The organism is Streptomyces sp. PA03-5A, from assembly GCF_033792725.1.
In the GTDB taxonomy this organism is placed as follows: Bacteria; Actinomycetota; Actinomycetes; order Streptomycetales; family Streptomycetaceae; genus Actinacidiphila.
In genome coordinates, this window is record NZ_JARAVL010000018.1 from 31,479 (window position 1) to 53,961 (window position 22,483).

Genomic DNA, 22,483 nt, shown 5'->3' on the forward strand with positions numbered 1-22,483 from the left:
GTAGGGTGGGGGCATGGCCGATCCCTCCAGCTACCGCCCCAAGCCGGGACAGATTCCGGACTCCCCCGGGGTGTACAAGTTCCGGGACCAGCACGGCCGGGTGATCTACGTCGGGAAGGCGAAGAGCCTGCGCCAGCGGCTCTCCTCGTACTTCCAGGACGTCGCGAACCTGCACCAGCGCACCCGCACGATGGTCACCACCGCCGCCTCCGTGGAATGGACGGTGGTGACCACCGAGGTCGAGGCGCTGCAGCTGGAGTACTCCTGGATCAAGGAGTTCGACCCGCGCTTCAACGTGAAGTACCGGGACGACAAGAGCTATCCCTCGCTCGCCGTCACCCTGAACGAGGAGTTCCCCCGTGTCCAGGTGATGCGCGGCCCCAAGCGCAAGGGCGTGCGCTACTTCGGCCCCTACGCGCACGCCTGGGCGATCCGCGAGACCGTGGACCTGCTGCTGCGGGTCTTCCCCGTGCGCACCTGCTCCTCCGGGGTGTTCAAGCGTTCCGCGCAGATCGGCCGCCCCTGCCTGCTGGGTTACATCGGCAAGTGCTCGGCCCCCTGCGTCGGCCGGGTCAGCGCCGAGGAGCACCGCGAACTGGCCGAGGAGTTCTGCGACTTCATGGCCGGCCGCACCGGCACCTACCTGCGCCGCCTGGAGCAGCAGATGAGGGACGCGGCGGCCGCGATGGAGTACGAGAAGGCGGCCCGGCTCCGGGACGACATCGAGGCGCTCAAGCGCGCCCTGGAGAAGAACGCGGTCGTCCTCGCCGACGCCACCGACGCCGACCTGATCGCCGTCGCCGAGGACGAGCTGGAGGCCGCCGTCCAGATCTTCCACGTCCGCGGCGGCCGGGTGCGCGGTCAACGCGGCTGGGTCACCGACCGGGTCGAGGAGGTCGGCACCGCCGGGCTGGTCGAGCACGCCCTGCAGCAGCTGTACGGCGAGGAGCGGGGCGAGGGGGTGCCCAAGGAGGTGCTGGTGCCCGCGCTGCCCGACCCGTACGAGCCGGTCCAGCAGTGGCTCACCGAGCGCCGCGGCTCCCAGGTCAGCCTGCGGATACCGCAGCGCGGCGACAAGAAGGACCTGATGGCCACCGTGCAGCGCAACGCCCAGCAGGCGCTGGTGCTGCACAAGACCAGGCGCGCCTCCGACCTCACCACGCGCTCCCGCGCGCTGGAGGAGATCGCGCAGGCCCTGGACCTGGACTCGGCGCCGCTGCGCATCGAGTGCTTCGACATCTCCCACCTCCAGGGCGACGACGTCGTCGCCTCGATGGTGGTCTTCGAGGACGGACTGGCCCGCAAGAGCGAGTACCGCCGCTTCCAGATCAAGAGCTTCGCCGGCCAGGACGACGTCCGGTCGATGCACGAGGTGGTCTCCCGGCGCTTCCGCCGCTACCTGCTGGAGAAGCAGAAGACCGGCGAGTGGGTCGACGGGGACGGCGACGGTGGCGAGGAGGGCCCCGGCGAGGTCGCCGGCGGTCCCATCGACCCGGACACGGGCAGGCCGCGCAAGTTCGCCTACCCGCCGCAGCTGGTCGTCGTCGACGGCGGGCAGCCCCAGGTCGCCGCCGCCCAGCGGGCCCTGGAGGAGCTCGGCGTGGAGGACGTGGCCGTGTGCGGCCTCGCCAAGCGCCTGGAGGAGGTCTGGCTGCCCGGCGAGGACGACCCGGTGATCCTCCCGCGCACCAGCGAGGGCCTGTACCTGCTGCAGCGCGTCCGCGACGAGGCCCACCGCTTCGCCATCGCCTACCAGCGCAACAAGCGTTCCAAGTCGATGAAGGCCGGTGCCCTGGACGCGGTGCCGGGCCTCGGCGAGAGCCGCCGCCAAGCGCTGCTGAAGCACTTCGGCTCGCTCAAGCGGCTGCGGGCGGCCACGGTCGAGCAGATCTGCGAGGTCCCCGGGGTCGGCCTGCGCACCGCCGAGGCCGTGCTCGCCGCGCTGGCCGGGGCCGCCCCGGCCGGACCGGCGGTCAACACCGCCACAGGAGAGATCATCGAGGAAGAGGGGACGGCCGGTCCCGTGACCGTCCCCACGGAACGGGGGCACAGCTCATGAACGCGAACGACGGAGGCGGAGCACAGGTGACGACCGGAGGAGCGGGAGAGGCGGCCGAGGCCATCCCCGAACTCGTGATCATCTCGGGCATGTCGGGTGCCGGGCGCAGTCACGCGGCCAAGTGCCTGGAGGACCTCGGCTGGTTCGTCGTGGACAACCTGCCGCCGGCCCTCATCCCCACCATGGTCGACCTCGGCGCCCGCTCCCAGGGCAACGTGGCACGGATCGCCGTGGTCGTGGACGTCCGCGGCCGGCGCTTCTTCGACAACCTCCGCGAGTCCCTCGCGGACCTGGACTCCAAGGGCGTCAAGCGCCGGGTGCTCTTCCTCGAGGCCTCCGACGAGACGCTGGTGCGCCGTTTCGAGTCGGTGCGCCGCCCGCACCCGCTGCAGGGCGACGGGCGCATCGTCGACGGCATCGCCAAGGAGCGGGAGCTGCTGAGCGAGCTGCGCGGCGACGCCGACCTGGTGATCGACACCTCCAGCCTCAACGTCCACGAGCTGCGCGCCAAGATGGACGCCCAGTTCGCCGGCGAGGAGGAGCCGGAGCTGCGGGCCACCGTCATGTCCTTCGGCTTCAAGTACGGCCTCCCCGTCGACGCCGACCTGGTCGCGGACTGCCGCTTCCTGCCCAACCCGCACTGGGTGCCCGAGCTGCGGCCGTACACCGGTCTCAACGACGAGGTCGCCACCTACGTGTTCAACCAGCCCGGCGCCAAGGAGTTCCTCGACCGCTACGCCGAGTTGCTGCACATCGTCAACGCCGGCTACCGCCGCGAGGGCAAGCGCTACGTGACCATCGCGGTCGGCTGCACCGGTGGCAAGCACCGCAGCGTCGCCATGTCCGAGCGCCTGGCCGCGCGACTGTCCGCCGACGGAGTGGAGACGGTGGTCGTCCACCGGGACATGGGGCGCGAGTGATCAGGACGACGCGGCGCTTGCGCCGGTCGGCAGGGCGCAGCGGGGCCACGCCCAAGGTCGTGGCATTGGGAGGCGGGCACGGACTGTCCGCCTCCCTGTCGGCTCTGCGGCGCATCACCCAGGACCTGACCGCGGTGGTCACGGTCGCCGACGACGGCGGCTCCAGCGGCCGCCTGCGCCAGGAGATGGGGGTGCTGCCGCCCGGCGACCTGCGCAAGGCGCTGGCCGCGCTGTGCGGCGACGACGAGTGGGGCCGCACCTGGTCCCAGGTCGTCCAGCACCGCTTCGTCAGCCAGGGCGAGCTGCACGGCCACGCCGTGGGCAACCTGCTGATCGTGGCGCTGTGGGAGCAGCTCGGTGACCCCGTGGCGGCCCTGGAGTGGGTGGGCCGGCTCCTCGGCGCCCACGGCAGGGTGCTGCCCATGTCCGCGGTGCCGCTGGAGCTCACGGCCACGGTGCGCGGTCACGACCCGGCGGAGCCGGACGAGGTCACGACCGTGCACGGCCAGGCCACCGTCGCCCTCACCCCCGGTGAGGTGCAGGAGGTGCAGTTGGTGCCGCACGACCCGCCGGCCGTCCCCGAGGCGGTGCAGTCCGTGCTCGACGCGGACTGGGTGGTGCTCGGCCCCGGATCCTGGTTCTCCTCCGTGATGCCCCACCTGCTGGTGCCCGATCTGGTGTCCGCGCTCATGGAGACCCGGGCCCGCAAGGTGCTCGCGCTCAACCTCGCGCCGCAACCTGGTGAGACCGAGGGCTTTTCTCCGCAGCGTCACTTGGAGGTTTTGGCCCGACACGCCCCTAAACTCACCATCGACGTGGTGCTGGCCGACGAGGCCGCCGTGCTCGACCGCGACAGCCTCATACAGGCAGCCGAGCGGTTGTCGGGCACGGTGGAGCTGGCCCGGGTCGCCGCCCCCGACGGGCCGCGGCACGATCCGGAACTGCTGGCGGCCGCGTTCGACCGGATTTTTCGTATGCATGGAAGGATCGGCCCATGGCGATGACGGCAGCGGTGAAGGACGAGATCTCCCGGCTTCCCGTCACCCGGACCTGCTGCCGCAAGGCGGAGGTCTCGGCGATCCTGAGGTTCGCGGGCGGACTGCACCTGGTCAGCGGACGCATCGTGATCGAGGCGGAGCTGGACACCGGGATCGCCGCCCGCAGACTGCGCAAGGACGTCCTGGAGATCTTCGGGCACTCCTCCGACCTGGTGGTCATGGCGCCCGGCGGGCTGCGCCGCGGCAGCCGGTACGTGGTGCGGGTGGTCGCCGGCGGTGACCAGCTGGCCCGCCAGACCGGGCTCGTGGACGGCCGCGGCCGTCCCATCCGGGGCCTGCCCCCGCAGGTCGTCTCCGGGGCCACCTGTGACGCCGAGGCCGCCTGGCGCGGGGCGTTCCTGGCCCACGGCTCGCTGACCGAGCCGGGCCGTTCCTCGTCCCTGGAGGTCACCTGCCCCGGCCCCGAGGCGGCCCTTGCCCTGGTCGGCGCCGCCCGCCGGCTGCAGATCGCCGCCAAGGCGCGCGAGGTGCGGAACGTCGACCGCGTGGTCGTCCGTGACGGTGACGCCATCGGCGCGCTGTTGACGCGGCTCGGCGCGCACGAGTCGGTGCTGGCGTGGGAGGAGCGGCGGATGCGGCGCGAGGTGCGCGCCACCGCCAACCGGCTCGCCAACTTCGACGACGCGAACCTGCGCCGCTCGGCCCGCGCCGCGGTGGCCGCGGGTGCGCGGGTGCAGCGGGCGCTGGAGATCCTCGGCGACGAGGTGCCCGAGCACCTCGCGGCGGCCGGCCGGCTGCGCATGGACCACAAGCAGGCCTCGCTGGAGGAACTGGGCTCGCTCGCCGAACCGCCGCTCACCAAGGACGCGGTGGCGGGCCGGATCCGGCGCCTGCTGGCGATGGCCGACAAGCGCGCCTCGGACCTCGGCATCCCGGGCACCGAGTCCAACCTGACCGAGGAGATGGTGGGCTGAACCCGCCGCGGCCCGCCCGCCCCGTCCGGTTACCGTTCCGTACGGCGGGCACCCGTGGCGCCGATGTCACCGCCGGGTGCCCGGGGAGGTAGGGTCGTCCTTGGTCGGGGACATCCCAATACGTCGCAGCCGGAGCGAAATGGCCTCCGGCACACCAGCGAGGAGATCGGTTCGTGACGATCCGCGTAGGCATCAACGGCTTTGGTCGCATCGGTCGAAACTTCTTCCGTGCCGCCCTGGACCAGGGTGCGGACATCGAGATCGTGGCTGTCAACGACCTGGGTGACACGGCCACCACCGCGCACCTGCTCAAGTACGACACGATCCTGGGCCGCCTGAAGGCCGAGGTCACGCACACCGCCGACTCCATCACCGTCGACGGCCACACCATCAAGGTGCTGTCCGAGCGCAACCCCGCCGACATCCCGTGGGGCGAGCTCGGCGTCGACATCGTGATCGAGTCCACCGGCATCTTCACCAAGGCCGCCGACGCCAAGAAGCACCTCGACGGCGGCGCCAAGAAGGTCATCATCTCGGCGCCCGCCTCCGACGAGGACATCACCATCGTGATGGGCGTCAACAACGAGAAGTACGACCCGGCGAAGCACAACATCATCTCCAACGCGTCCTGCACCACCAACTGTGTGGCGCCGATGGCCAAGGTCCTCGACGAGAACTTCGGCATCGTCAAGGGTCTGATGACCACCGTGCACGCGTACACCAACGACCAGCGCATCCTGGACTTCCCGCACAAGGACCTGCGTCGCGCCCGTGCCGCCGCGGAGAACATCATCCCGACCTCGACGGGTGCCGCGAAGGCCACCGCCCTGGTGCTCCCGCAGCTGAAGGGCAAGCTGGACGGCATCGCCATGCGCGTCCCGGTCCCGACCGGCTCCGTGACCGACCTGGTCATCGAGCTCGAGCGCGAGGTCACCAAGGACGAGGTCAACGCGGCCTTCCAGAAGGCCGCCGAGGGCCAGCTCAAGGGCATCCTGGAGTACACCGAGGACCCGATCGTCTCGTCGGACATCGTCAACTGGCCGGCCTCCTGCACCTTCGACTCCTCGCTGACGATGGCGCAGGGCAAGCAGGTCAAGGTCATCGGCTGGTACGACAACGAGTGGGGTTACTCCAACCGCCTCGTCGACCTGACCGTCTTCGTCGGCGGCCAGCTCTGACACCCGCTCGACCGCCCGCCATGCGATGAGGACAGGGTCCGGACGACGTGCCGTCGTCCGGGCCCTGTCCCATGACGTGGCGGTCGGAGCGATCCGACCAGTCAGGACCAAGGCAGGGGAGCCTCCACCATGAAGACGATCGACGAACTCGTCGACGAGGGGGTCGGCGGCAAGCGCGTGTTCGTGCGCGCCGACCTCAACGTGCCGCTGTCCGGCACGACCATCACCGACGACGGCCGCATCCGCGCCGTCGTACCGACCATCGCCAAGCTGGCCGAGGCCGGCGCCAAGGTGATCGTCGCCTCCCACCTGGGCCGCCCCAAGGGCGCGCCCGACCCGCAGTTCTCGCTCGCCCCCGTCGCGGCGCGTCTGGGTGAACTCCTGGGCACGCAGGTGGCGTTCGCGACCGACACGGTCGGCGAGAGCGCCCGCGGGACGGTGGACGCCCTCACCGACGGCTCGGTGGCGCTGCTGGAGAACCTGCGCTTCAACCCGGGTGAGACCAGCAAGGACGACGCCGAGCGCGGCGCCTTCGCCGGGCAGCTGGCCGAGCTGGCCGAGCTGTACGTCGGTGACGGCTTCGGCGCGGTGCACCGCAAGCACGCCTCCGTGTACGACCTCCCGGCCCGGCTGCCGCACGCCGCGGGCCTGCTGATCGCCACCGAGGTCACCGTGCTGAAGAAGCTCACCGAGGACGTGTCCCGTCCGTACGCGGTGGTGCTCGGCGGCGCCAAGGTCTCCGACAAGCTGGGGGTCATCGACCACCTGCTGGAGCGTGCCGACCGGATCCTGATCGGCGGCGGTATGGTCTACACCTTCCTCAAGGCCCAGGGCCACGAGGTGGGCAACAGCCTGCTGCAGGAGGACCAGATCCCCGCGGTCACCGAGTACCTGGAGCGCGCGAAGGCCAAGGGCGTGGAGTTCGTGCTGCCCGTGGATGTCGTCGCCGCCCCGTCCTTCCCGGATCTGAAGAACCCGGTCGACACCAACCCGCTGGTCGTCGGCGTCGACGCCATCCCCGCCGACGTGCAGGGCCTGGACATCGGTCCGGAGTCCCGCAAGCTCTTCGCCTCGAAGCTCGCCGACGCGGCCACCGTCTTCTGGAACGGCCCGATGGGCGTCTTCGAGCACCCCGACTACGCCGAGGGCACCCGCGCGATCGCCCAGGCGCTGATCGACAGCCCCGCGTTCACCGTGGTCGGCGGCGGCGACTCGGCCGCGGCCGTCCGTATCCTGGGCTTCGACGAGAACGCTTTCGGCCACATCTCGACCGGTGGTGGCGCGAGCCTCGAGTACCTCGAGGGCAAGACGCTCCCCGGCCTCGCCGCACTGGAGGACTGACCCGATGACCTCGCGCACGCCGATCATGGCGGGCAACTGGAAGATGAACCTCAACCACCTCGAGGCCATCCACCACGTCCAGAAGCTCGCCTTCGCGCTCAACGACAAGGACTTCGACGCCGTCGAGGCCGTCGTACTGCCGCCCTTCACCGACCTCCGGGGGGTGCAGACCCTGATCGAGGCCGACAAGCTGAAGATCAAGTACGGCGCCCAGGACCTGTCGCCGCACGACTCCGGTGCCTACACCGGTGAGATCTCCGGCTCGATGCTGGCCAAGCTGAAGTGCTCGTACGTGGTCATCGGCCACTCGGAGCGCCGCCAGTACCACCACGAGACCGACGAGCAGGTGAACGCCAAGGTCAAGGCGGCGTTCCGGCACGAGCTGACGCCGATCGTCTGCGTCGGCGAGGGCCTGGACGTCCGCAAGGCCGGTGAGCAGGTGGCGTACACCCTCGCCCAGGTCGACGGCGCCCTGAAGGACGTCCCGGCCGAGCAGGCCGCGACCCTGGTCGTCGCCTACGAGCCGGTGTGGGCCATCGGCACCGGCGAGGTCGCCACCCCCGAGGACGCCCAGGAAGTCTGCGGGGCGATCCGCGGCCGTCTGGCCGAGCTGTACGGCCAGGAGGTGGCCGACGCGATCCGCATCCAGTACGGCGGCTCGGTCAAGGCCGGCAACATCGCGGCGATCATGGCGCAGCCGGACGTGGACGGCGCCCTGGTCGGCGGCGCGGCGCTGGACCCGGAGGAGTTCGTCAGGATCATCCGCTTCCGCGACCAGTAAGTTTCGCGGCAGTAGGCTGTCGGGCCCTGCCCGAAGTACTCTGTCGGGGGTCGGAGCGCTGCATAGCAGGCAGCGGCCCGGCCCCCGCGTCGTCCTAGGTCACCGAGAGAGTTGGTCCAGCTGTGGTCATCGGGTTCTCCATCGCCCTCATCATCTTCAGCCTGCTGCTGTTGCTGCTCGTGCTGATGCACAAGGGCAAGGGCGGCGGTCTGTCCGACATGTTCGGCGGCGGCATGCAGTCGTCCGTCGGCGGTTCCTCGGTGGCCGAGCGCAACCTCGACCGGATCACGGTTGTCATCGGTCTGCTGTGGTTTGCGTGCATTGTCGCCCTCGGGCTTCTGCTGAAGTTCCAGAAGTGACCGAGTCCCCGGCTTCCGGGGAGAAGTGACGCTTCGTCGTCGGCGCGACTTATCATGGGAGCGCGTCATGGGATACGGTGCCCTTTCCCCGCAGGCGCGGGGGGTGGACCGGTCTCCGTAAACTGGGCGACCTCGCAGCACCATCACGCAGGGAGTTACGACCGTGGCAAGTGGCAACGCGATCCGTGGCAGTCGGGTCGGGGCGGGGCCGATGGGAGAGGCCGAGCGGGGCGAGTCCGCGCCGCGCCTGCGCATCTCCTTCTGGTGCTCCAACGGGCACGAGACCCGGCCGAGTTTCGCGAGCGACGCGCAGATCCCGGAGACCTGGGACTGCCCTCGCTGCGGCTTCCCGGCCGGACAGGACGAGGAGAACCCCCCGGCGCCGCCGCGCACCGAACCGTACAAGACGCACCTGGCGTACGTGCGGGAGCGGCGCAGCGCGGCCGACGGCGAGGCGATCCTCGCCGAGGCGCTCGCCAAGCTGCGCGGCGAGATCTGAGCCGTACCGGCTGAAACTCCATGGGCCCGGCCCGCGAGGAAGACCCTTCTTTCGCGGCCGGGCCCGTCGCGTCCCTTCGACTGTGCGTAACCAAAACGTATACTCCGTGTCGTGTCTCTGGTGATCGGCATCGATGCGGGCGGAACCCGGACGCGCGCCTACCTGGCCGAGGCGGCGCGCGAAGGCGTGGTGCTCGGCGAGGGCGAGGGCGGGCCCGGCAACGCGATGACCGTCGAACGTGTGGCGCTGACGCAGCACCTCGCGGACGCCATCCGCGGCGCGGTCCCGGAGGACCGCAGAGGCGAGGTCACGTCCGTCGTGGGCGGCTTCGCCGGTGCGGCGGTCGGCACCGGCCCCGAGACGGGGCACGAACTGGCGACCTCCTGTCTGCGGGCGGCGCTCGACAGCCACGGCGTCGGCACGCCCGAGGTGACGGTCTGCGGCGACATCGAGGTCGCCTTCGCCTCCGCGCCGGGCACGCCGGCGGACGGTCTGGCCCTGGTCGCCGGGACGGGAGCCGTCGCCGCGCGGATCGAGAAGCGCCAGCAGACCCTCGTCGCGGACGGCAACGGCTGGTTGATCGGCGACGAGGGCAGCGGGTTCTGGCTGGGCCGTGAGGTCATGCGGGCCGCCCTGCGCGCGCTGGACGGGCGCGGGCCGTGGACGATCCTCGTCGAGGGCGTGCTCTCCCACTACATGGGTTCCCCCGGAGGCCCGTACCTCGCGCAGGAGCGTCCCGGCGGCCACGAGTGCCACGTGCTGCGCAACCGTCTGGTGCCGCTGGTGTACGCCGAACCCCCGGTCAGGCTGGCCCGGTTGAGCCCGCTCGCCGTCACCGCCGACCGGGACGGCGACGAGGTCGCCGGTTCCCTGCTGGACGACGCCGCGGACGAACTCGCCGCCACCGTAGCCGCGCTGGACCCGCGCCCGGGCGAACCCCTGGTCGTCACCGGCGGGCTGCTGGGCCCGACGGGGCCGTTGCTCGGCCGGGTGGTGGCCCGTGCCGAGGAGATGGACCTGGACGTCCAGCCGGTGCGCGACGGCGGCGCGGGCGCGCTGGCGTTGGCCCGGCTGCGGGTGAACGGGGACTGAGCGGGAGCGAACCGGACGGTTCGGGCGGCGCCGACAGGAGGCGTCCACCGGGGGATTGACGTGGACTAGACCTCTCGTCCATCGTTTCGGAGGAGCATCCGCCGGATCACTGGACTCAGGGGGAATCGGCCATGGCCGACGACGTGACGACCACCGCCGCACGCTTCGCCGACGAGGCGAGGACGGTCATCGACCGCGTGGTCGCCGGCAACAAGGACTCCGTGGCCGCCGCCGCCCGGCTGATCGCCGACTGCGTCGCCGCGGACGGCATCGTCCAGGCCTTCGGGACCGGCCACTCGCAGGCCACGGCGCTGGAGATCGCCGGACGTGCCGGTGGGCTCATCCCCACCAACCGCATCGGGCTGTCGGACCTGGTGCTCCGGGGCGGCGAGGACCTCTCGGTGCTCTCCGACCCGTTGCTGGAGCGGTCGCCGGGGCTCGGCAAGCGTCTGTACGAACTGGCCGCCCCGCATCCGCGGGACGTCTTCGTCGTCATCTCCAACTCCGGCGTCAACAACTCGATCGTCGACTTCGCCCTGCACGTGAAGGACGCCGGCCACCCGCTGATCGCCCTCACCTCGCTGCGGCACACCCGTTCCGTCCCGGCGCTGCACGCCGGTGGCAAGCGCCTGGCCGACGTCGCCGACGTCGTCCTGGACAACGGCGCGCCGACCGGCGACGCCCTGCTCCCGCTGCCCGACGGCGGCTCGCTGTGCGGGATCTCCACGATCACCTCGGCCATGCTCGTCCAGATGACCGTCGCCGAGGCCGTCGGCCTGATGACCGCCGAGGGCCACCAGGCACCGGTGTACGTCTCGGCCAACGTCCCCGGCGGCTTCGAGCGCAACCTCGTCCTGGAGCGCCACTACGGGGAGAGACTGCACCGCGGAGGGTTCTGACCTGCGCGGACGCTGCGTTGTCAGTGGCCCCCGCTACGGTCTGTGACGAAGGTCGAGGACCGGTGAGCGGGGGGATCCATGAGCGTCGGCATCGTGCAGGGCCGGGAGCGCACGCCGCAGTGGCGGGGCGGGTTCGGGCGGCTGTGGACGGCCGCGGCGGTCTCGCGGTTCGGTGACGGGCTGCGGGCGGCGGCGCTGCCGCTGCTCGCCGTGGGCCTGACCGACTCGCCGCTGCTGGTCTCGCTCGTCACCGCCGCCGGCTTCGTGCCCTGGCTCGTCTTCGGGCTGCTCGGCGGGGCGGTGGCCGACCGGGTGGACCAACGGCGCGCCATGTGGGCCGTGGACGCCGTGCGGGGCGCGCTCACGGCCGTCTTCGCGTTCGCGGTGTGGCTGGACCGGGCGGGCATCGCGTTGCTGCTCATGCTGGCGTTCGCGCTGACCACACTGCAGACCCTCTTCGACAACGCGGCGACCTCACTGCTGCCGGCGGTCGTCCCCTCCCGGTCCCTGGGCCGCGCCAACGCCCGCCTGATGACCGGTCAGACCATAGCCGCGACCTTCCTCGCCGCGCCGCTGGTTCCGGTGCTGTTCGGCCTCACGGCCGCGCTGCCGTTCGGGGTGGACGCCCTCACCTACGCGGTCGCGGCCGGGCTGGTGGCCTCGCTGCGGCTGCCCGCACCCGAACGGGCGGCGCGGGCCGCGGGCCGCACCATGCGGCAGGACATCGCCGAGGGCATACGGGTGCTGTGGCGGGACCGCGTGCTCCGGGCGCTGTGCACGGCCAACACCGTGGTCAACGTGGGCATCGGCGCCCTGGTGGCGACCCTCGTCCTCCAGGTCACCGGCTGGCTCCACGCCGGGCGCACGGGATACGCCCTCGTGCTGGTCGCCTACGGGGCGGGCAGCGTGGCCGGGGGAGCGGCCGCGGGGCGGCTCTCCGCGCTGCTGGGCGGCCGCGTCAGGAGCCTCGCGCCGGGCCTGGCACTCCAGGCCGGCTGCCTGGTCGTGGCCGGCACCGTGCGCTCCCTGCCGGTGACCGCGGCCGCCCTGGCCGTCTTCGGTGCCCTCGGCATGGTGTGGAACGTCAACGAGACCACCCTGATGCAGCAGCGCACGCCCGCGAAGTTGCTGGGCAGGGTGAGCGCGGCCATGCGCACCCTGGGAGTGGCGGGGGCTCCGCTCGGCGCCCTGCTGGGCGGCGCCGCGGCGCAGATCCTCGGGCCGAACACCCCGCTGCTGCTCGCGGCCGCCGTGCTGGGCTGCGCGTTGCCTGTTCTTCGTCCGATCGTCACCACGCCAGACGGCGGAGGTGAAACAACGGCGTGCAGGTAATCAACTAGTTTGGACCTGCAGCAGGAGGACGAGGAGAAGTGGACTGATGTCCGATACCAACACGCAGGGCCGAACCCGTCTCGACCAGCGGCCCGAGTGGCACGCGCTCGCCGAGCACCACGAGGAGCTGGGCGCGACCCACCTGCGGGAGCTGTTCGCCGCCGACCCGGACCGCGCCCGGCGCTACACCGTGCAGGTCGGCGATCTCCATCTGGACTACTCCAAGCACCTGGTGACCGACGAGACGCTGCGTCTGCTGCGCGACCTCGCGGCGGCCACCGGTGTCGCCGCACTGCGGGACGCCATGTTCAGCGGCGAGAAGATCAACGTCACCGAGGACCGCGCCGTGCTGCACACGGCGCTGCGCGCCCCGCAGTCGGCCGAGATCACGGTCGACGGCGTCAACGTGGTGCCCGGGGTCCACCACGTGCTCACCCGGATGGGGAGCTTCGCCAACTCCGTCCGCACGGGCAAGTGGGTCGGCTCGACCGGACGCCGCATCAAGAACGTGGTGAACATCGGGATCGGCGGCTCCGACCTGGGACCGGCGATGGCCTACGAGGTGCTGCGCGCGTTCACCGACCGCGGGCTCACCTTCCGGTTCGTCTCCAACGTGGACGGCGCCGACCTCCACGAGGCGCTGCACGGACTGGACCCCGCCGAGACGCTGTTCATCGTCGCGTCCAAGACGTTCACCACCATCGAGACCATCACCAACGCCACCTCGGCGCGCGAGTGGCTGCTCGACGGGCTCGGCGGTGACCAGGACGCGGTGCGCTTCCACTTCGTGGCGGTGTCCACGAACGCGGCGGAGGTCTCCAAGTTCGGCATCGACACCGACAACATGTTCGAGTTCTGGGACTGGGTCGGCGGGCGTTACTCGTACCCGTCCGCCATCGGGCTCTCGCTGATGATCGCCATCGGCGAGGAGCAGTTCCGGGAGATGCTGGCCGGCTTCCACCTCGTCGACGAGCACTTCCGCACCGCCCCTCCGGAGGCCAACGCGCCGCTGCTGATGGGTCTGCTGGGCGTCTGGTACGGGCAGTTCTTCGACGCGCAGGCGCACGCCGTCCTGCCGTACAGCCACTACCTGTCGAAGTTCACGGCCTACCTGCAGCAGCTCGACATGGAGTCCAACGGCAAGTACGTGGACCGCGAGGGACGGCCCGTCGACTGGCAGACCGGGCCGGTCGTGTGGGGCACGCCCGGCACCAACGGGCAGCACGCCTACTACCAGCTGCTGCACCAGGGCACGAAGTTCATCCCCGCGGACTTCATCGGCTTCGCCAACCCGGTCGAAGAGCTGGAGCCGGCCTTCGCCGCCCAGCACGACCTGCTGATGGCCAACTTCTTCGCCCAGACGCAGGCGCTGGCCTTCGGCAAGACCAGCGAGGAGGTCCGTGCCGAGGGCGTCCCGGAGGCGCAGGTCCCGCACCGCACCTTCCGCGGCAACCACCCGACGACGACCGTCCTCGCCAAGGAACTGACCCCGTCGGTGCTGGGGCAGCTGGTGGCGCTCTACGAGCACAAGGTCTTCGTACAGGGCGCGGTCTGGAACATCGACTCCTTCGACCAGTGGGGCGTCGAGCTGGGCAAGGTCCTCGCCAAGCGTGTGGAGCCCGCCCTGACCGAGGGAGCCGAGGTGCCCGGTCTTGACGCGTCCTCCAAGGCCCTCGTGGCCACCTACCGGTCGCTGCGCGGCCGCTGAGACGCCGCAGACGCGGTAGAAGGACGCCGGGCGGGCTCCTCGGAGCCCGCCCGGCGTCCTGTGTCGCGTCCCGCGCCGGTCACCGCCTCACGGGGAGGACGGCGGGTACAGCTGCGGGGGCAGCTTCGCGGCGGCCGTACGGTCCAGCAGCCACAGCGTGCGGGCCCGCCCATGGGCACCCGCCGCCGGGGCCTGGATCTCACCGGGCCCGGACAGGGCGATGGCCACGGCGCCCGCCTTGTCCTCGCCCGCCGCCAGCAGCCACACCTCGCGGGCGGCACGGATGGCGGGCAGGGTGAGCGAGATCCGGGTCGGCGGCGGCTTAGGGGAGCCGTGCACGCCCACGACCGTGCGCTCGGTCTCGCGGACCCCGGGGTGCCCGGGGAACAGCGAGGCCACGTGCGTGTCCGGCCCCACGCCGAGCATCAGCACGTCGAAGGAGGGCACCGGCCCGTGGTCCTCGGGACCGGCAGCCGCCGCCAGTTCCTGGGCGTAGGCCTCGGCAGCGGCGTCCGCGTCGTTGCCGAGCGGCCCGTCCGAGGGCGGCATGGGATGGACCCGCGCCGGGTCGACCGGAACCGCGTCGAGCAGCGCCTCACGGGCCTGGGTCTCGTTGCGCTCCGGATCGCCCGAGGGCAGGAACCGCTCGTCGCCCCACCACAGGTCCAGCCGCGCCCAGTCCACCGCGTCCCTGGCCGGCGAGGCGGCCAGGGCGGCGAGCAGGGCGTTGCCGTTGCGTCCGCCGGTGAGCACCACCGAGGCGGAGCCGCGGGCGGCCTGGGCGTCCACGATCTTCGTGATCAGCCGGGCCGCCGCGGCCTGCGCCATCAGTTCCTTGTCCCGGTGGACCACCACCTGGGGGGCGGTCACGTGACGGCCGCCTTGTCCGAACCGCCGTTCTGGGCCGGCCCCGCCCCCGCGGCGGCCGGCTCGGCGGCGTCCTCGGCGCGCCCCAGCCGGTCCACGCCGAACTTGACCGCGGCCGCGTACGCCTCGTCGGGATCGAGCCGGCGCAGCTCCTCGGCGATCAGGTCCGAGGTCGCCCGCCGCTGCAACGCCACGTGCCGGTCCGGCTGGCCGGGGATGGCGAGCTCGGCCAGGGCGCCGGTCGGCCGGTCCAGGCAGATCTCGCCGTCCGCGGTCGCCAGCCGTACGGCGGTGATGCCGGGGCCGTCGGAGACCTTCCGCCTGACGGGCACACCGAGCCGCCGGGCGAGCCACAGCCCGAGCAGCTCCGTGCTCGGGTTGTACGCCTCGCCCTCGACGACGGCGCCCTTGACCGCTGCCTCCTTCTGGTCCAGGGCCGCGGCCAGCACGCTGCGCCACGGGGTGATCCGGGTCCAGGCGAGGTCGGTGTCGCCGGGGGTGTACGTCTCGGCGCGCAGTCCCAGTGCGGCGACCGGGTCCTCGGTGGCCGCCGCGTCGGTGATCCGGCGGGCCGCGAGCTGGCCCAGCAGGTCCTCGGCGGGGTTCGCCGGGGCGTCCTCGGGCCACCAGACGACGACGGGGGCGTCGGGCAGCAGCAGCGGCAGCACGACGCTCTCGGCGTGGTCGGCGAGTTCGCCGTGGAGGCGGAGCAGGACGGTCTCGCCGGTGCCGGACTCGCCGCCGACGCGCACCTCGGCGTCGAGGCGGGCGCTGCGCCGGTCGCGGGGGGAGCGGCCGGGGCGCTTGATGACGACCAGGATGCGCGAGGGGTGCTCGCGCGAGGCGTCGGAGGCGGCCTTGAGGGCGTCGTAGTGGTTGCCCTCGTCGGTGACGATGACGAGGGTCAGCACCATGCCGACGGCCGGACTGCCGATGGCCCTGCGCGCCTTGATCAGCGCGGAATTGATCTTGCTTGAAGTGGTCTCGGTCAGATCGATGTTCATGGCCGGCGCCAGCTCCTGCCGTCTCGTGCGAGCATCTCGTCCGCCGCCTTCGGACCCCAGGTGCCCGCGGTGTACTGCTCGGGCTTGCCGTGCCGGTCCCAGTACTCCTCGATCGGGTCGAGGATCCGCCAGGACTCCTCCACTTCCTGGTGCCGGGGGAAGAGGTTGGCGTCGCCGAGCAGGACGTCCAGGATCAGCCGTTCGTAGGCCTCCGGGCTGGACTCGGTGAAGGACTCGCCGTAGGCGAAGTCCATCGTCACGTCCCGGATCTCCATCGAGGTGCCCGGCACCTTGGAACCGAACCTGATCGTCACGCCCTCGTCCGGCTGGACCCGGATGACCAGGGCGTTCTGCCCGAGCTCCTCGGTCGCGGTGTTGTCGAACGGGGAGTGCGGGGCGCGCTGGAAGACGACCGCGATCTCGGTGACACGGCGGCCCAGGCGCTTGCCGGCGCGCAGGTAGAAGGGGACGCCGGCCCAGCGGCGGTTGTCGATGGCCAGCTTGATGGCGGCGTAGGTGTCGGTCTTGGACTTGGCGTCGATGCCGTCCTCCTCCAGGTACCCGAGCACCTCCTCCCCGCCCTGCCAGCCGTGCGCATACTGCCCGCGCACCGTGTGCCTGCCGAGGTCCGACGGCAGCTTGACCGCCTGCAGCACCTTGAGCTTCTCCTGCACCAGCGACTTGGCGTCGAAGGAGGCGGGCTCCTCCATGGCGGTCAGCGCGAGGAGTTGGAGCAGGTGGTTCTGGATGACGTCGCGCGCGGCGCCGATCCCGTCGTAGTAGCCCGCGCGGCCGCCGATGCCGATGTCCTCGGCCATCGTGATCTGCACGTGGTCGACGTAGGAACGGTTCCACAGCGGCTCGAACATCGTGTTGGCGAACCGCAGCGCCAGGATGTTCTGGACCGTCTCCTTGCCCAGGTAGTGGTCGATCCGGAAGACGTCCTGGGAGCGGAAGACCTGGTGGACGACCTGGTTGAGCTCCTGGGCGCTGGCCAGGTCGTGACCGAAGGGCTTCTCGATGACGGCGCGTCGCCAGGAGCCCTCGGGCGGGTCGGACAGCCCGTGCTTCTTCAGCTGCTGGACCACGGTCGGGAAGAACTTGGGCGGCACCGAGAGGTAGAAGGCGAAGTTGCCGCCGGTACCGCGGGCCTTGTCCAGTTCGTCGACCGTGCCGCGCAGCTTCTCGAAGGCCTGGTCGTCGTCGAAGTCGCCGGGGACGAACCGCATCCCCTCGGAGAGCTGCTGCCAGACCTCCTCGCGGAAGGGGGTGCGCGCGTGCTCCTTGACGGAGTCGTGGACGACCTGCGCGAAGTCCTCGTCCGCCCAGTCGCGGCGGGCGAAGCCGACGAGCGAGAAGCCCGGCGGCAGCAGCCCGCGGTTGGCCAGGTCGTACACGGCAGGCATCAGCTTTTTACGTGACAAATCGCCCGTGACGCCGAAGATCACCAGGCCCGACGGTCCCGCGATGCGCGGGAGCCGTCGGTCCGATGCGTCACGCAGCGGGTTGGCGCTGCTCAACGTGCTTACGCCTCCTTCGGCGCCAGGCGCTTGAGCTCGGCCTCGGTCGAGCCCAGCAGCTCGTTCCAGGACGCCGCGAACTTCTCGACGCCCTCGTCCTCCAGCAGCTGGACGACGTCGTCGTACGAGATGCCGAGCGCGGCGATCGCGTCCAGCTCGCCCTGGGACTGCTCGTACGTGCCGCGGATGGTGTCGCCGGTGACCTCACCGTGGTCGGCCACCGCGTCGAGCGTGGCCTCGGGCATGGTGTTGACGATGCCCGGGGCGACCAGCTCGGTCACGTACAGGGTGTCGGGGTAGGACGGGTCCTTCACGCCGGTGGAGGCCCACAGCGGACGCTGCTTGTGCGCGCCCTCGTGCTCCAGCGCCTGCCAGCGGTCGGAGGAGAAGACCTCCTCGTACGCCTGGTAGGCGAGCCGGGCGTTGGCGACGGCGGCCTTGCCCTTGAGGGACTTGGCCTCGTCGCTGCCCAGCTTCTCCAGGCGCTTGTCGATCTCGGTGTCCACCCGCGAGACGAAGAAGGAGGCCACCGAGCGGATCAGGGAGAGGTCCAGGCCCGCGGCCCGGGCCTTCTCCAGGCCCGCCAGGTAGGCGTCCATGACCTCGCGGTAGCGCTCCAGGGAGAAGATCAGCGTGACGTTGACGCTGATGCCCCGGCCGATCACCTCGGTGATGGCCGGCAGGCCCGCCTTGGTGGCCGGGATCTTGATCAGGGTGTTGGGCCGGTCAACCAGCCAGGCGAGCTGCTTGGCCTCGGCGATGGTGGCGGCGGTGTTGTGCGCCAGACGCGGGTCGACCTCGATGGACACCCGGCCGTCCTGGCCGCCGCTGGCGTCGTACAGCGGGCGCAGCACGTCGGCGGCGTCGCGCACGTCAGCGGTGGTGATCATGCGCAGGGCCTCGTCCACCGTCAGCTTCCGGGCGGCGAGGTCGGTGAGCTGCTGCTCGTAGCCGTCCCCGCTGGAGATCGCCTTCTGGAAGATCGAGGGGTTGGTGGTGACACCGACCACGTGGCTCTGGTCCATGAGCTCGGCCAGGTTGCCGGAGGTGATCCGCTTGCGGGACAGGTCGTCGAGCCAGATCGCCACGCCCTCGTCGGAGAGGCGCTTGAGTGCGTCTGTCATGGGTTCTGCATCTCCTCGGTACGTCGTATGGGTCCGTGCGTCAGCGTGCGGCGGCGGCGAGCGAGTCGCGCGCTGCGGCGGCCACGGCCTCCGCGGTCAGACCGAACTCGCGGTAGAGGACCTTGTAATCGGCGCTTGCCCCGAAGTGCTCCAGGGACACGATCCGGCCCGCGTCACCGACGAAACGGTGCCAGGTCAGCCCGATGCCGGCCTCGACGGCGACCCGCGCCCGCACGTTCGGCGGGATGACGCTGTCGCGGTAGGCCTGGTCCTGCTCCTCGAACCACTCCACGGACGGCATGGAGACCACGCGCGCCGGGATGCCGTCGGCCTGCAGCTGCTCGCGGGCCTCGACGGCCAGCTGCACCTCGGAGCCGGTCGCGATCAGGATCACCTGAGGCTGGCCGCCCTCGGCGTCGAACAGCACGTACCCGCCCTTGGCCGCGTCCTCGTTCGCCGGGTAGGTCGGCACGTTCTGCCGGGTCAGCGCCACGCCGTGCGGGGCGGGCTTGGCCGTGTGGCGGCGCAGGATCTCCGCCCAGGCGATCGCCGTCTCGTTGGCGTCGGCCGGCCGGACGACGTTGAGGCCGGGGATGGCGCGCAGCGCTGCCAGGTGCTCGATCGGCTGGTGGGTCGGGCCGTCCTCGCCCAGGCCGATGGAGTCGTGCGTCCAGACGTAGGAGACCGGCAGCTTCATCAGCGCCGCCAGGCGGACCGCCGGGCGCATGTAGTCGGAGAACACCAGGAAGGTGCCGCCGTAGACGCGGGTGTTGCCGTGCAGCGCGATGCCGTTCATGGTCGAGCCCATGGCGTGCTCGCGGATGCCGAAGTGCACGGTGCGGCCGTACGGGTTCGCCTCCGGCAGCGGGTTGTCCGCCGGGAGGAACGAGGACGAGGCGTCGATGGTGGTGAGGTTCGAGCCCGCCAGGTCGGCGGAGCCGCCCCACAGCTCGGGGATCACGCCGCCCAGCGCCTTCAGCACCTCACCGGAGGCCTTGCGGGTGGCGACGTCCTTGCCCGCGGGGAACTCCGGGACGACGTCCTCCCAGCCGGCCGGGAGCTCGCCGGCGTGGATACGGTCGAAGGTCCTGGCCCGCTCCGGGTTGGCGGAGCGCCACTCCTCGAACCGCTTGGTCCACTCCGCGTGGGCCTCGCGGCCGCGGTCGGCGACCTTGCGTGCGTGCGCCAGCACCTCGGGGACGACCTCGAAGTCCTGCTCGGGGTCGAAGCCCAGCACCTTCTTGGTGGCCGCGACCTCGCTGTCGCCCAGTGCCGAGCCGTGGGCGGCCTCGGTGTTCTGCGCGTTCGGGGCGGGCCAGGCGATGATCGTGCGGGCCGCGATGATCGAGGGGCGGTCGGTGACGGCCTTGGCCTTCGCGAAGGCGGCGTACAGGGCCTGGACGTCGAAGTCGCCCGAGGGGTCCTGCTCGATGCGCTGCACGTGCCAGCCGTAGGCCTCGTAGCGCTTCAGCACGTCCTCGGAGAAGGCGGTCGCGGTGTCGCCCTCGATCGAGATGTGGTTGTCGTCGTAGAGGGCGATCAGATTGCCCAGCTTCTGGTGCCCGGCCAGCGAGGACGCCTCGGCGGAGATGCCCTCCTCCAGGTCGCCGTCGGAGACGATCGCCCAGATGGTGTGGTCGAAGACCGACTCGCCCGGCGCCGCGTCCGGGTCGAACAGGCCGCGCTCGTAGCGGGCGGCCATCGCCATGCCCACCGCGTTGGCGACACCCTGGCCCAGCGGGCCGGTGGTGGTCTCCACACCCGTCGTGTGACCGTGCTCGGGGTGGCCGGGGGTGCGCGAGCCCCAGGTGCGGAAGGCCTTGAGGTCCTCCAGCTCCAGGCCGTACCCCGAAAGGAAGAGCTGCGTGTAAAGCGTCAGGGACGTGTGTCCCGGCGAGAGGACGAAGCGGTCGCGACCGGTCCACCCGGCGTCCGAGGGGTCGTGCCGCATCAGCTTCTGGAACAGCAGGTAGGCCGCGGGGGCGAGGCTCATCGCCGTACCCGGATGGCCGTTGCCGACCTTCTGCACGGCATCCATCGCCAGAACCCGGGCGGTGTCAACCGCACGCCTGTCAAGCTCGGTCCACTCCAGCTCGGTGGTGGTCGGCTCGGTGCTCACCTGAGAGGGCTCCTCTCCACATGTATTACGCCGGTGACGAAGTGCACACCGGGCGTTGCCGAGCCTACCCCTGCACGTACGTGCACCTATTCGAGTGCGGGCTCGACGCCTGCGGCAACCGATCCCCGGGCAGCCACATTCCCTCCCCGGCACCGGTGGTGTCACCAGCGTGCCCCGGTCAGCGTTTCTTCGCCTGTTGAACACAGAACACCTTCAGGTTGCGCCTCTCTTGCGCTATGGAGGCCAACACGTGCCACCCCCGAGCGCGGGTGGAGTATCCGCTACGTCTAAAGTGGCGTGGTACGCGCAAGCGGAGCCGCTTGCTGGACTTTTCCTCAGGGGTGTTCGTGACGGCCGTCGAATCCCGGCCCGCCGGAGCCATCGGATCGAGCCATCGCCACCGGCCGTTCGGTGCCCGTGTGATGGCGTTCGTGGCGCTGACCAAGCCGCGCATCATCGAGCTGCTGCTCATCACGACGGTTCCGGTGATGTTCCTTGCGGCGGGTGGTGTGCCCGACCTCTGGCTGGTCGCGACGACCATGATCGGCGGCTACATGTCGGCGGGCGGCGCGAACGCCCTCAACATGTACATCGACCGTGACATCGACGCGCTCATGCACCGTACGGAGCAGCGCCCGCTGGTGACCGGCATGGTCGCGCCGTGGGAGTGCCTGGTCTTCGGCATCACGCTTTCGGTGGTTTCCACCGCCTGGTTCTGGGTGCTCGTCAACCCGCTGTCGGCGGCGCTGTCCCTCACGGCCATCCTCTACTACGTCTTCGTCTACACCCTCGGCCTCAAGCGCCGCACGGCCCAGAACATCGTCTGGGGCGGCATCGCGGGCTGCATGCAGGTGCTCATCGGGTGGTCGGCGGTGCGGGACGAACTGGCCTGGGCGCCGTTCGTCCTCTTCCTCGTCCTCTTCTTCTGGACGCCGCCGCACTACTGGCCGCTGTCGATGAAGGTGAAGGACGACTACGCGCGCGTCGGCGTGCCCATGCTGCCGGTCGTGGCGGGCAACGTCGTGGTGGGCCGGCAGATCGTCATCTACAGCTGGGTGATGGTGCTGGTCTCGCTCACCCTGTGGTGGCCGCTCGGCGCGGCGGGCTGGTTCTACGCGGCCGCCGCCGTGCTGCTGGGCGCCTTCTGGCTGGTCGAGGCGCACGCCCTGTACGGGCGGGCGAAGGCCGGTGTGGTCGGCGCCAAGCTGAAGGAGATGCGGCTGTTCCACTGGTCGATCACCTACGCGACGCTGCTGTTCGTCGCCGTCGCCGTGGACCCCTTCCTGCGCTGATTACCGGCGGGTAGCATTCCCTTCATGGCAGAGACCCAGGAAGCAGTCACCCAGGCCGCGGACCGCCGGGCCGCGGCCCGTGCCGAGCGCCGCGCCGCCCGCCTGGCGAAGCAGATCACCGCGTTCGCCAAGAGCCACGGCGGCGGCGCCGAGGGCCAGATCGCGTACATCGGCGAGGTCGGCACCCGCATCGTGCTCGTCGGCGAGAACGGCGAGTGGGGCGACCTGGTGGCGCCCACGTACGACATCGCCCGCAGCGCCGTCGAGCGCTCCGGGATCACGGTGCACGAGTCCTTCGACGGCGACCTGGCGGCCAAGGTGCGCACCGGCCGCTACGAGTGGTCGCGGATGGCCGGGATCCAGATCGGCGGACGCGCCAACACCTGACGCCGGGCCCGCCCGTTAGGACCACCATGG

20 protein-coding genes are annotated in these 22,483 nt (G+C 71.1%); 15 read left to right on the forward strand and 5 right to left on the reverse strand.

Going from position 1 to position 22,483, the window contains the following annotated elements; translation table 11 throughout:
- Positions 1–13: 13 nt before the first annotated feature.
- From uvrC to pgi, 13 genes are all read left to right on the forward strand, one after another.
- On the forward strand, positions 14–2,059 hold the full coding sequence (uvrC, locus tag PV410_RS22770; RefSeq protein ID WP_499511242.1) for an excinuclease ABC subunit UvrC: 2,046 nt from the start codon (positions 14–16) through the stop codon (positions 2,057–2,059).
- Positions 2,056–2,979, forward strand: a complete 924-nt coding sequence (gene rapZ, locus PV410_RS22775; RefSeq protein ID WP_018557246.1) for an RNase adapter RapZ — start codon at positions 2,056–2,058, stop codon at positions 2,977–2,979. Before uvrC ends, rapZ begins: the two co-directional genes overlap by 4 nt.
- Positions 2,980–2,996: 17 nt before the next feature.
- Complete coding sequence (locus PV410_RS22780) at positions 2,997–3,983, forward strand: gluconeogenesis factor YvcK family protein (RefSeq protein ID WP_500327222.1); 987 nt, start codon at positions 2,997–2,999, stop codon at positions 3,981–3,983.
- Complete coding sequence (whiA, locus tag PV410_RS22785) at positions 3,974–4,951, forward strand: DNA-binding protein WhiA (protein ID WP_499511240.1); 978 nt, start codon at positions 3,974–3,976, stop codon at positions 4,949–4,951. The genes PV410_RS22780 and whiA overlap by 10 nt, the downstream gene beginning before the upstream one ends.
- Before the next feature lie 173 nt (positions 4,952–5,124).
- Positions 5,125–6,129 (forward strand): type I glyceraldehyde-3-phosphate dehydrogenase, encoded by a 1,005-nt coding sequence (gene gap / locus PV410_RS22790; RefSeq protein WP_499511239.1) that lies wholly within the window; start codon positions 5,125–5,127, stop codon positions 6,127–6,129.
- A gap of 129 nt (positions 6,130–6,258) precedes the next feature.
- Positions 6,259–7,470, forward strand: a complete 1,212-nt coding sequence (locus PV410_RS22795; protein ID WP_500327225.1) for a phosphoglycerate kinase — start codon at positions 6,259–6,261, stop codon at positions 7,468–7,470.
- 4 nt (positions 7,471–7,474) lie between these two features.
- The gene (tpiA, locus tag PV410_RS22800; protein ID WP_500327227.1) at positions 7,475–8,251 is read left to right on the forward strand and encodes a triose-phosphate isomerase; all 777 of its coding nucleotides are present in this window, start codon (positions 7,475–7,477) and stop codon (positions 8,249–8,251) included.
- Positions 8,252–8,373: 122 nt separating this feature from the next.
- The gene (gene secG / locus PV410_RS22805) at positions 8,374–8,610 is read left to right on the forward strand and encodes a preprotein translocase subunit SecG (protein WP_018557252.1); all 237 of its coding nucleotides are present in this window, start codon (positions 8,374–8,376) and stop codon (positions 8,608–8,610) included.
- A 163-nt stretch (positions 8,611–8,773) separates the two neighbouring features.
- On the forward strand, positions 8,774–9,109 hold the full coding sequence (locus PV410_RS22810; RefSeq protein WP_361803309.1) for an RNA polymerase-binding protein RbpA: 336 nt from the start codon (positions 8,774–8,776) through the stop codon (positions 9,107–9,109).
- A 111-nt stretch (positions 9,110–9,220) separates the two neighbouring features.
- Positions 9,221–10,201, forward strand: coding sequence for an N-acetylglucosamine kinase (locus PV410_RS22815; protein ID WP_500327229.1), 981 nt, complete (start codon positions 9,221–9,223; stop codon positions 10,199–10,201).
- A gap of 131 nt (positions 10,202–10,332) precedes the next feature.
- Positions 10,333–11,100 carry a sugar isomerase domain-containing protein gene (locus PV410_RS22820; RefSeq protein WP_500327231.1) on the forward strand — a complete coding sequence of 256 codons (768 nt, stop codon included), beginning with the start codon at positions 10,333–10,335 and terminating at the stop codon, positions 11,098–11,100.
- Positions 11,101–11,178: 78 nt separating this feature from the next.
- On the forward strand, positions 11,179–12,432 hold the full coding sequence (locus tag PV410_RS22825) for an MFS transporter (protein WP_500327232.1): 1,254 nt from the start codon (positions 11,179–11,181) through the stop codon (positions 12,430–12,432).
- A gap of 46 nt (positions 12,433–12,478) precedes the next feature.
- On the forward strand, positions 12,479–14,140 hold the full coding sequence (gene pgi, locus PV410_RS22830) for a glucose-6-phosphate isomerase (protein ID WP_500327234.1): 1,662 nt from the start codon (positions 12,479–12,481) through the stop codon (positions 14,138–14,140).
- 87 nt (positions 14,141–14,227) lie between these two features.
- Here pgi and pgl read toward each other — a convergent pair whose 3' ends face one another.
- Genes pgl through tkt form a run of 5 tightly spaced genes read right to left on the reverse strand, consistent with a single transcriptional unit; the run spans position 14,228 to position 20,774 of the window.
- On the reverse strand, positions 14,228–15,010 hold the full coding sequence (pgl, locus tag PV410_RS22835; RefSeq protein WP_500327236.1) for a 6-phosphogluconolactonase: 783 nt from the start codon (positions 15,008–15,010) through the stop codon (positions 14,228–14,230).
- On the reverse strand, positions 15,007–16,011 hold the full coding sequence (opcA, locus tag PV410_RS22840; protein WP_499511231.1) for a glucose-6-phosphate dehydrogenase assembly protein OpcA: 1,005 nt from the start codon (positions 16,009–16,011) through the stop codon (positions 15,007–15,009). Before opcA ends, pgl begins: the two co-directional genes overlap by 4 nt.
- Positions 16,008–17,531, reverse strand: coding sequence for a glucose-6-phosphate dehydrogenase (zwf, locus tag PV410_RS22845; protein WP_500327238.1), 1,524 nt, complete (start codon positions 17,529–17,531; stop codon positions 16,008–16,010). Before zwf ends, opcA begins: the two co-directional genes overlap by 4 nt.
- A gap of 5 nt (positions 17,532–17,536) precedes the next feature.
- Complete coding sequence (gene tal / locus PV410_RS22850) at positions 17,537–18,655, reverse strand: transaldolase (RefSeq protein WP_500327240.1); 1,119 nt, start codon at positions 18,653–18,655, stop codon at positions 17,537–17,539.
- 40 nt (positions 18,656–18,695) lie between these two features.
- On the reverse strand, positions 18,696–20,774 hold the full coding sequence (tkt, locus tag PV410_RS22855; protein WP_500327242.1) for a transketolase: 2,079 nt from the start codon (positions 20,772–20,774) through the stop codon (positions 18,696–18,698).
- Between the two features lie 347 nt (positions 20,775–21,121).
- Between tkt and PV410_RS22860 the strand changes: the two genes are divergently transcribed.
- Both PV410_RS22860 and PV410_RS22865 read left to right on the forward strand, forming a co-directional pair.
- Positions 21,122–22,066, forward strand: coding sequence for a heme o synthase (locus PV410_RS22860; protein WP_500327244.1), 945 nt, complete (start codon positions 21,122–21,124; stop codon positions 22,064–22,066).
- A gap of 24 nt (positions 22,067–22,090) precedes the next feature.
- Positions 22,091–22,453 (forward strand): hypothetical protein, encoded by a 363-nt coding sequence (locus PV410_RS22865; RefSeq protein ID WP_499511226.1) that lies wholly within the window; start codon positions 22,091–22,093, stop codon positions 22,451–22,453.
- The last annotated feature ends 30 nt before the right edge of the window (positions 22,454–22,483 follow it).

Excerpts from the sequence above, each read along its gene's own strand:
- uvrC (WP_499511242.1), top strand. The coding sequence starts at position 14 with ATGGCCGATCCCTCCAGCTACCGCCCCAAGCCGGGACAGATTCCGGAC.
- rapZ (WP_018557246.1), top strand. The coding sequence starts at position 2,056 with ATGAACGCGAACGACGGAGGCGGAGCACAGGTGACGACCGGAGGAGCG.
- whiA (WP_499511240.1), top strand. The coding sequence starts at position 3,974 with ATGGCGATGACGGCAGCGGTGAAGGACGAGATCTCCCGGCTTCCCGTC.
- PV410_RS22795 (WP_500327225.1), top strand. The coding sequence starts at position 6,259 with ATGAAGACGATCGACGAACTCGTCGACGAGGGGGTCGGCGGCAAGCGC.
- tpiA (WP_500327227.1), top strand. The coding sequence starts at position 7,475 with ATGACCTCGCGCACGCCGATCATGGCGGGCAACTGGAAGATGAACCTC.
- PV410_RS22820 (WP_500327231.1), top strand. The coding sequence starts at position 10,333 with ATGGCCGACGACGTGACGACCACCGCCGCACGCTTCGCCGACGAGGCG.
- PV410_RS22825 (WP_500327232.1), top strand. The coding sequence starts at position 11,179 with ATGAGCGTCGGCATCGTGCAGGGCCGGGAGCGCACGCCGCAGTGGCGG.
- pgi (WP_500327234.1), top strand. The coding sequence starts at position 12,479 with ATGTCCGATACCAACACGCAGGGCCGAACCCGTCTCGACCAGCGGCCC.
- opcA (WP_499511231.1), bottom strand. The coding sequence starts at position 16,011 with ATGAACATCGATCTGACCGAGACCACTTCAAGCAAGATCAATTCCGCG.
- tal (WP_500327240.1), bottom strand. The coding sequence starts at position 18,655 with ATGACAGACGCACTCAAGCGCCTCTCCGACGAGGGCGTGGCGATCTGG.
- PV410_RS22865 (WP_499511226.1), top strand. The coding sequence starts at position 22,091 with ATGGCAGAGACCCAGGAAGCAGTCACCCAGGCCGCGGACCGCCGGGCC.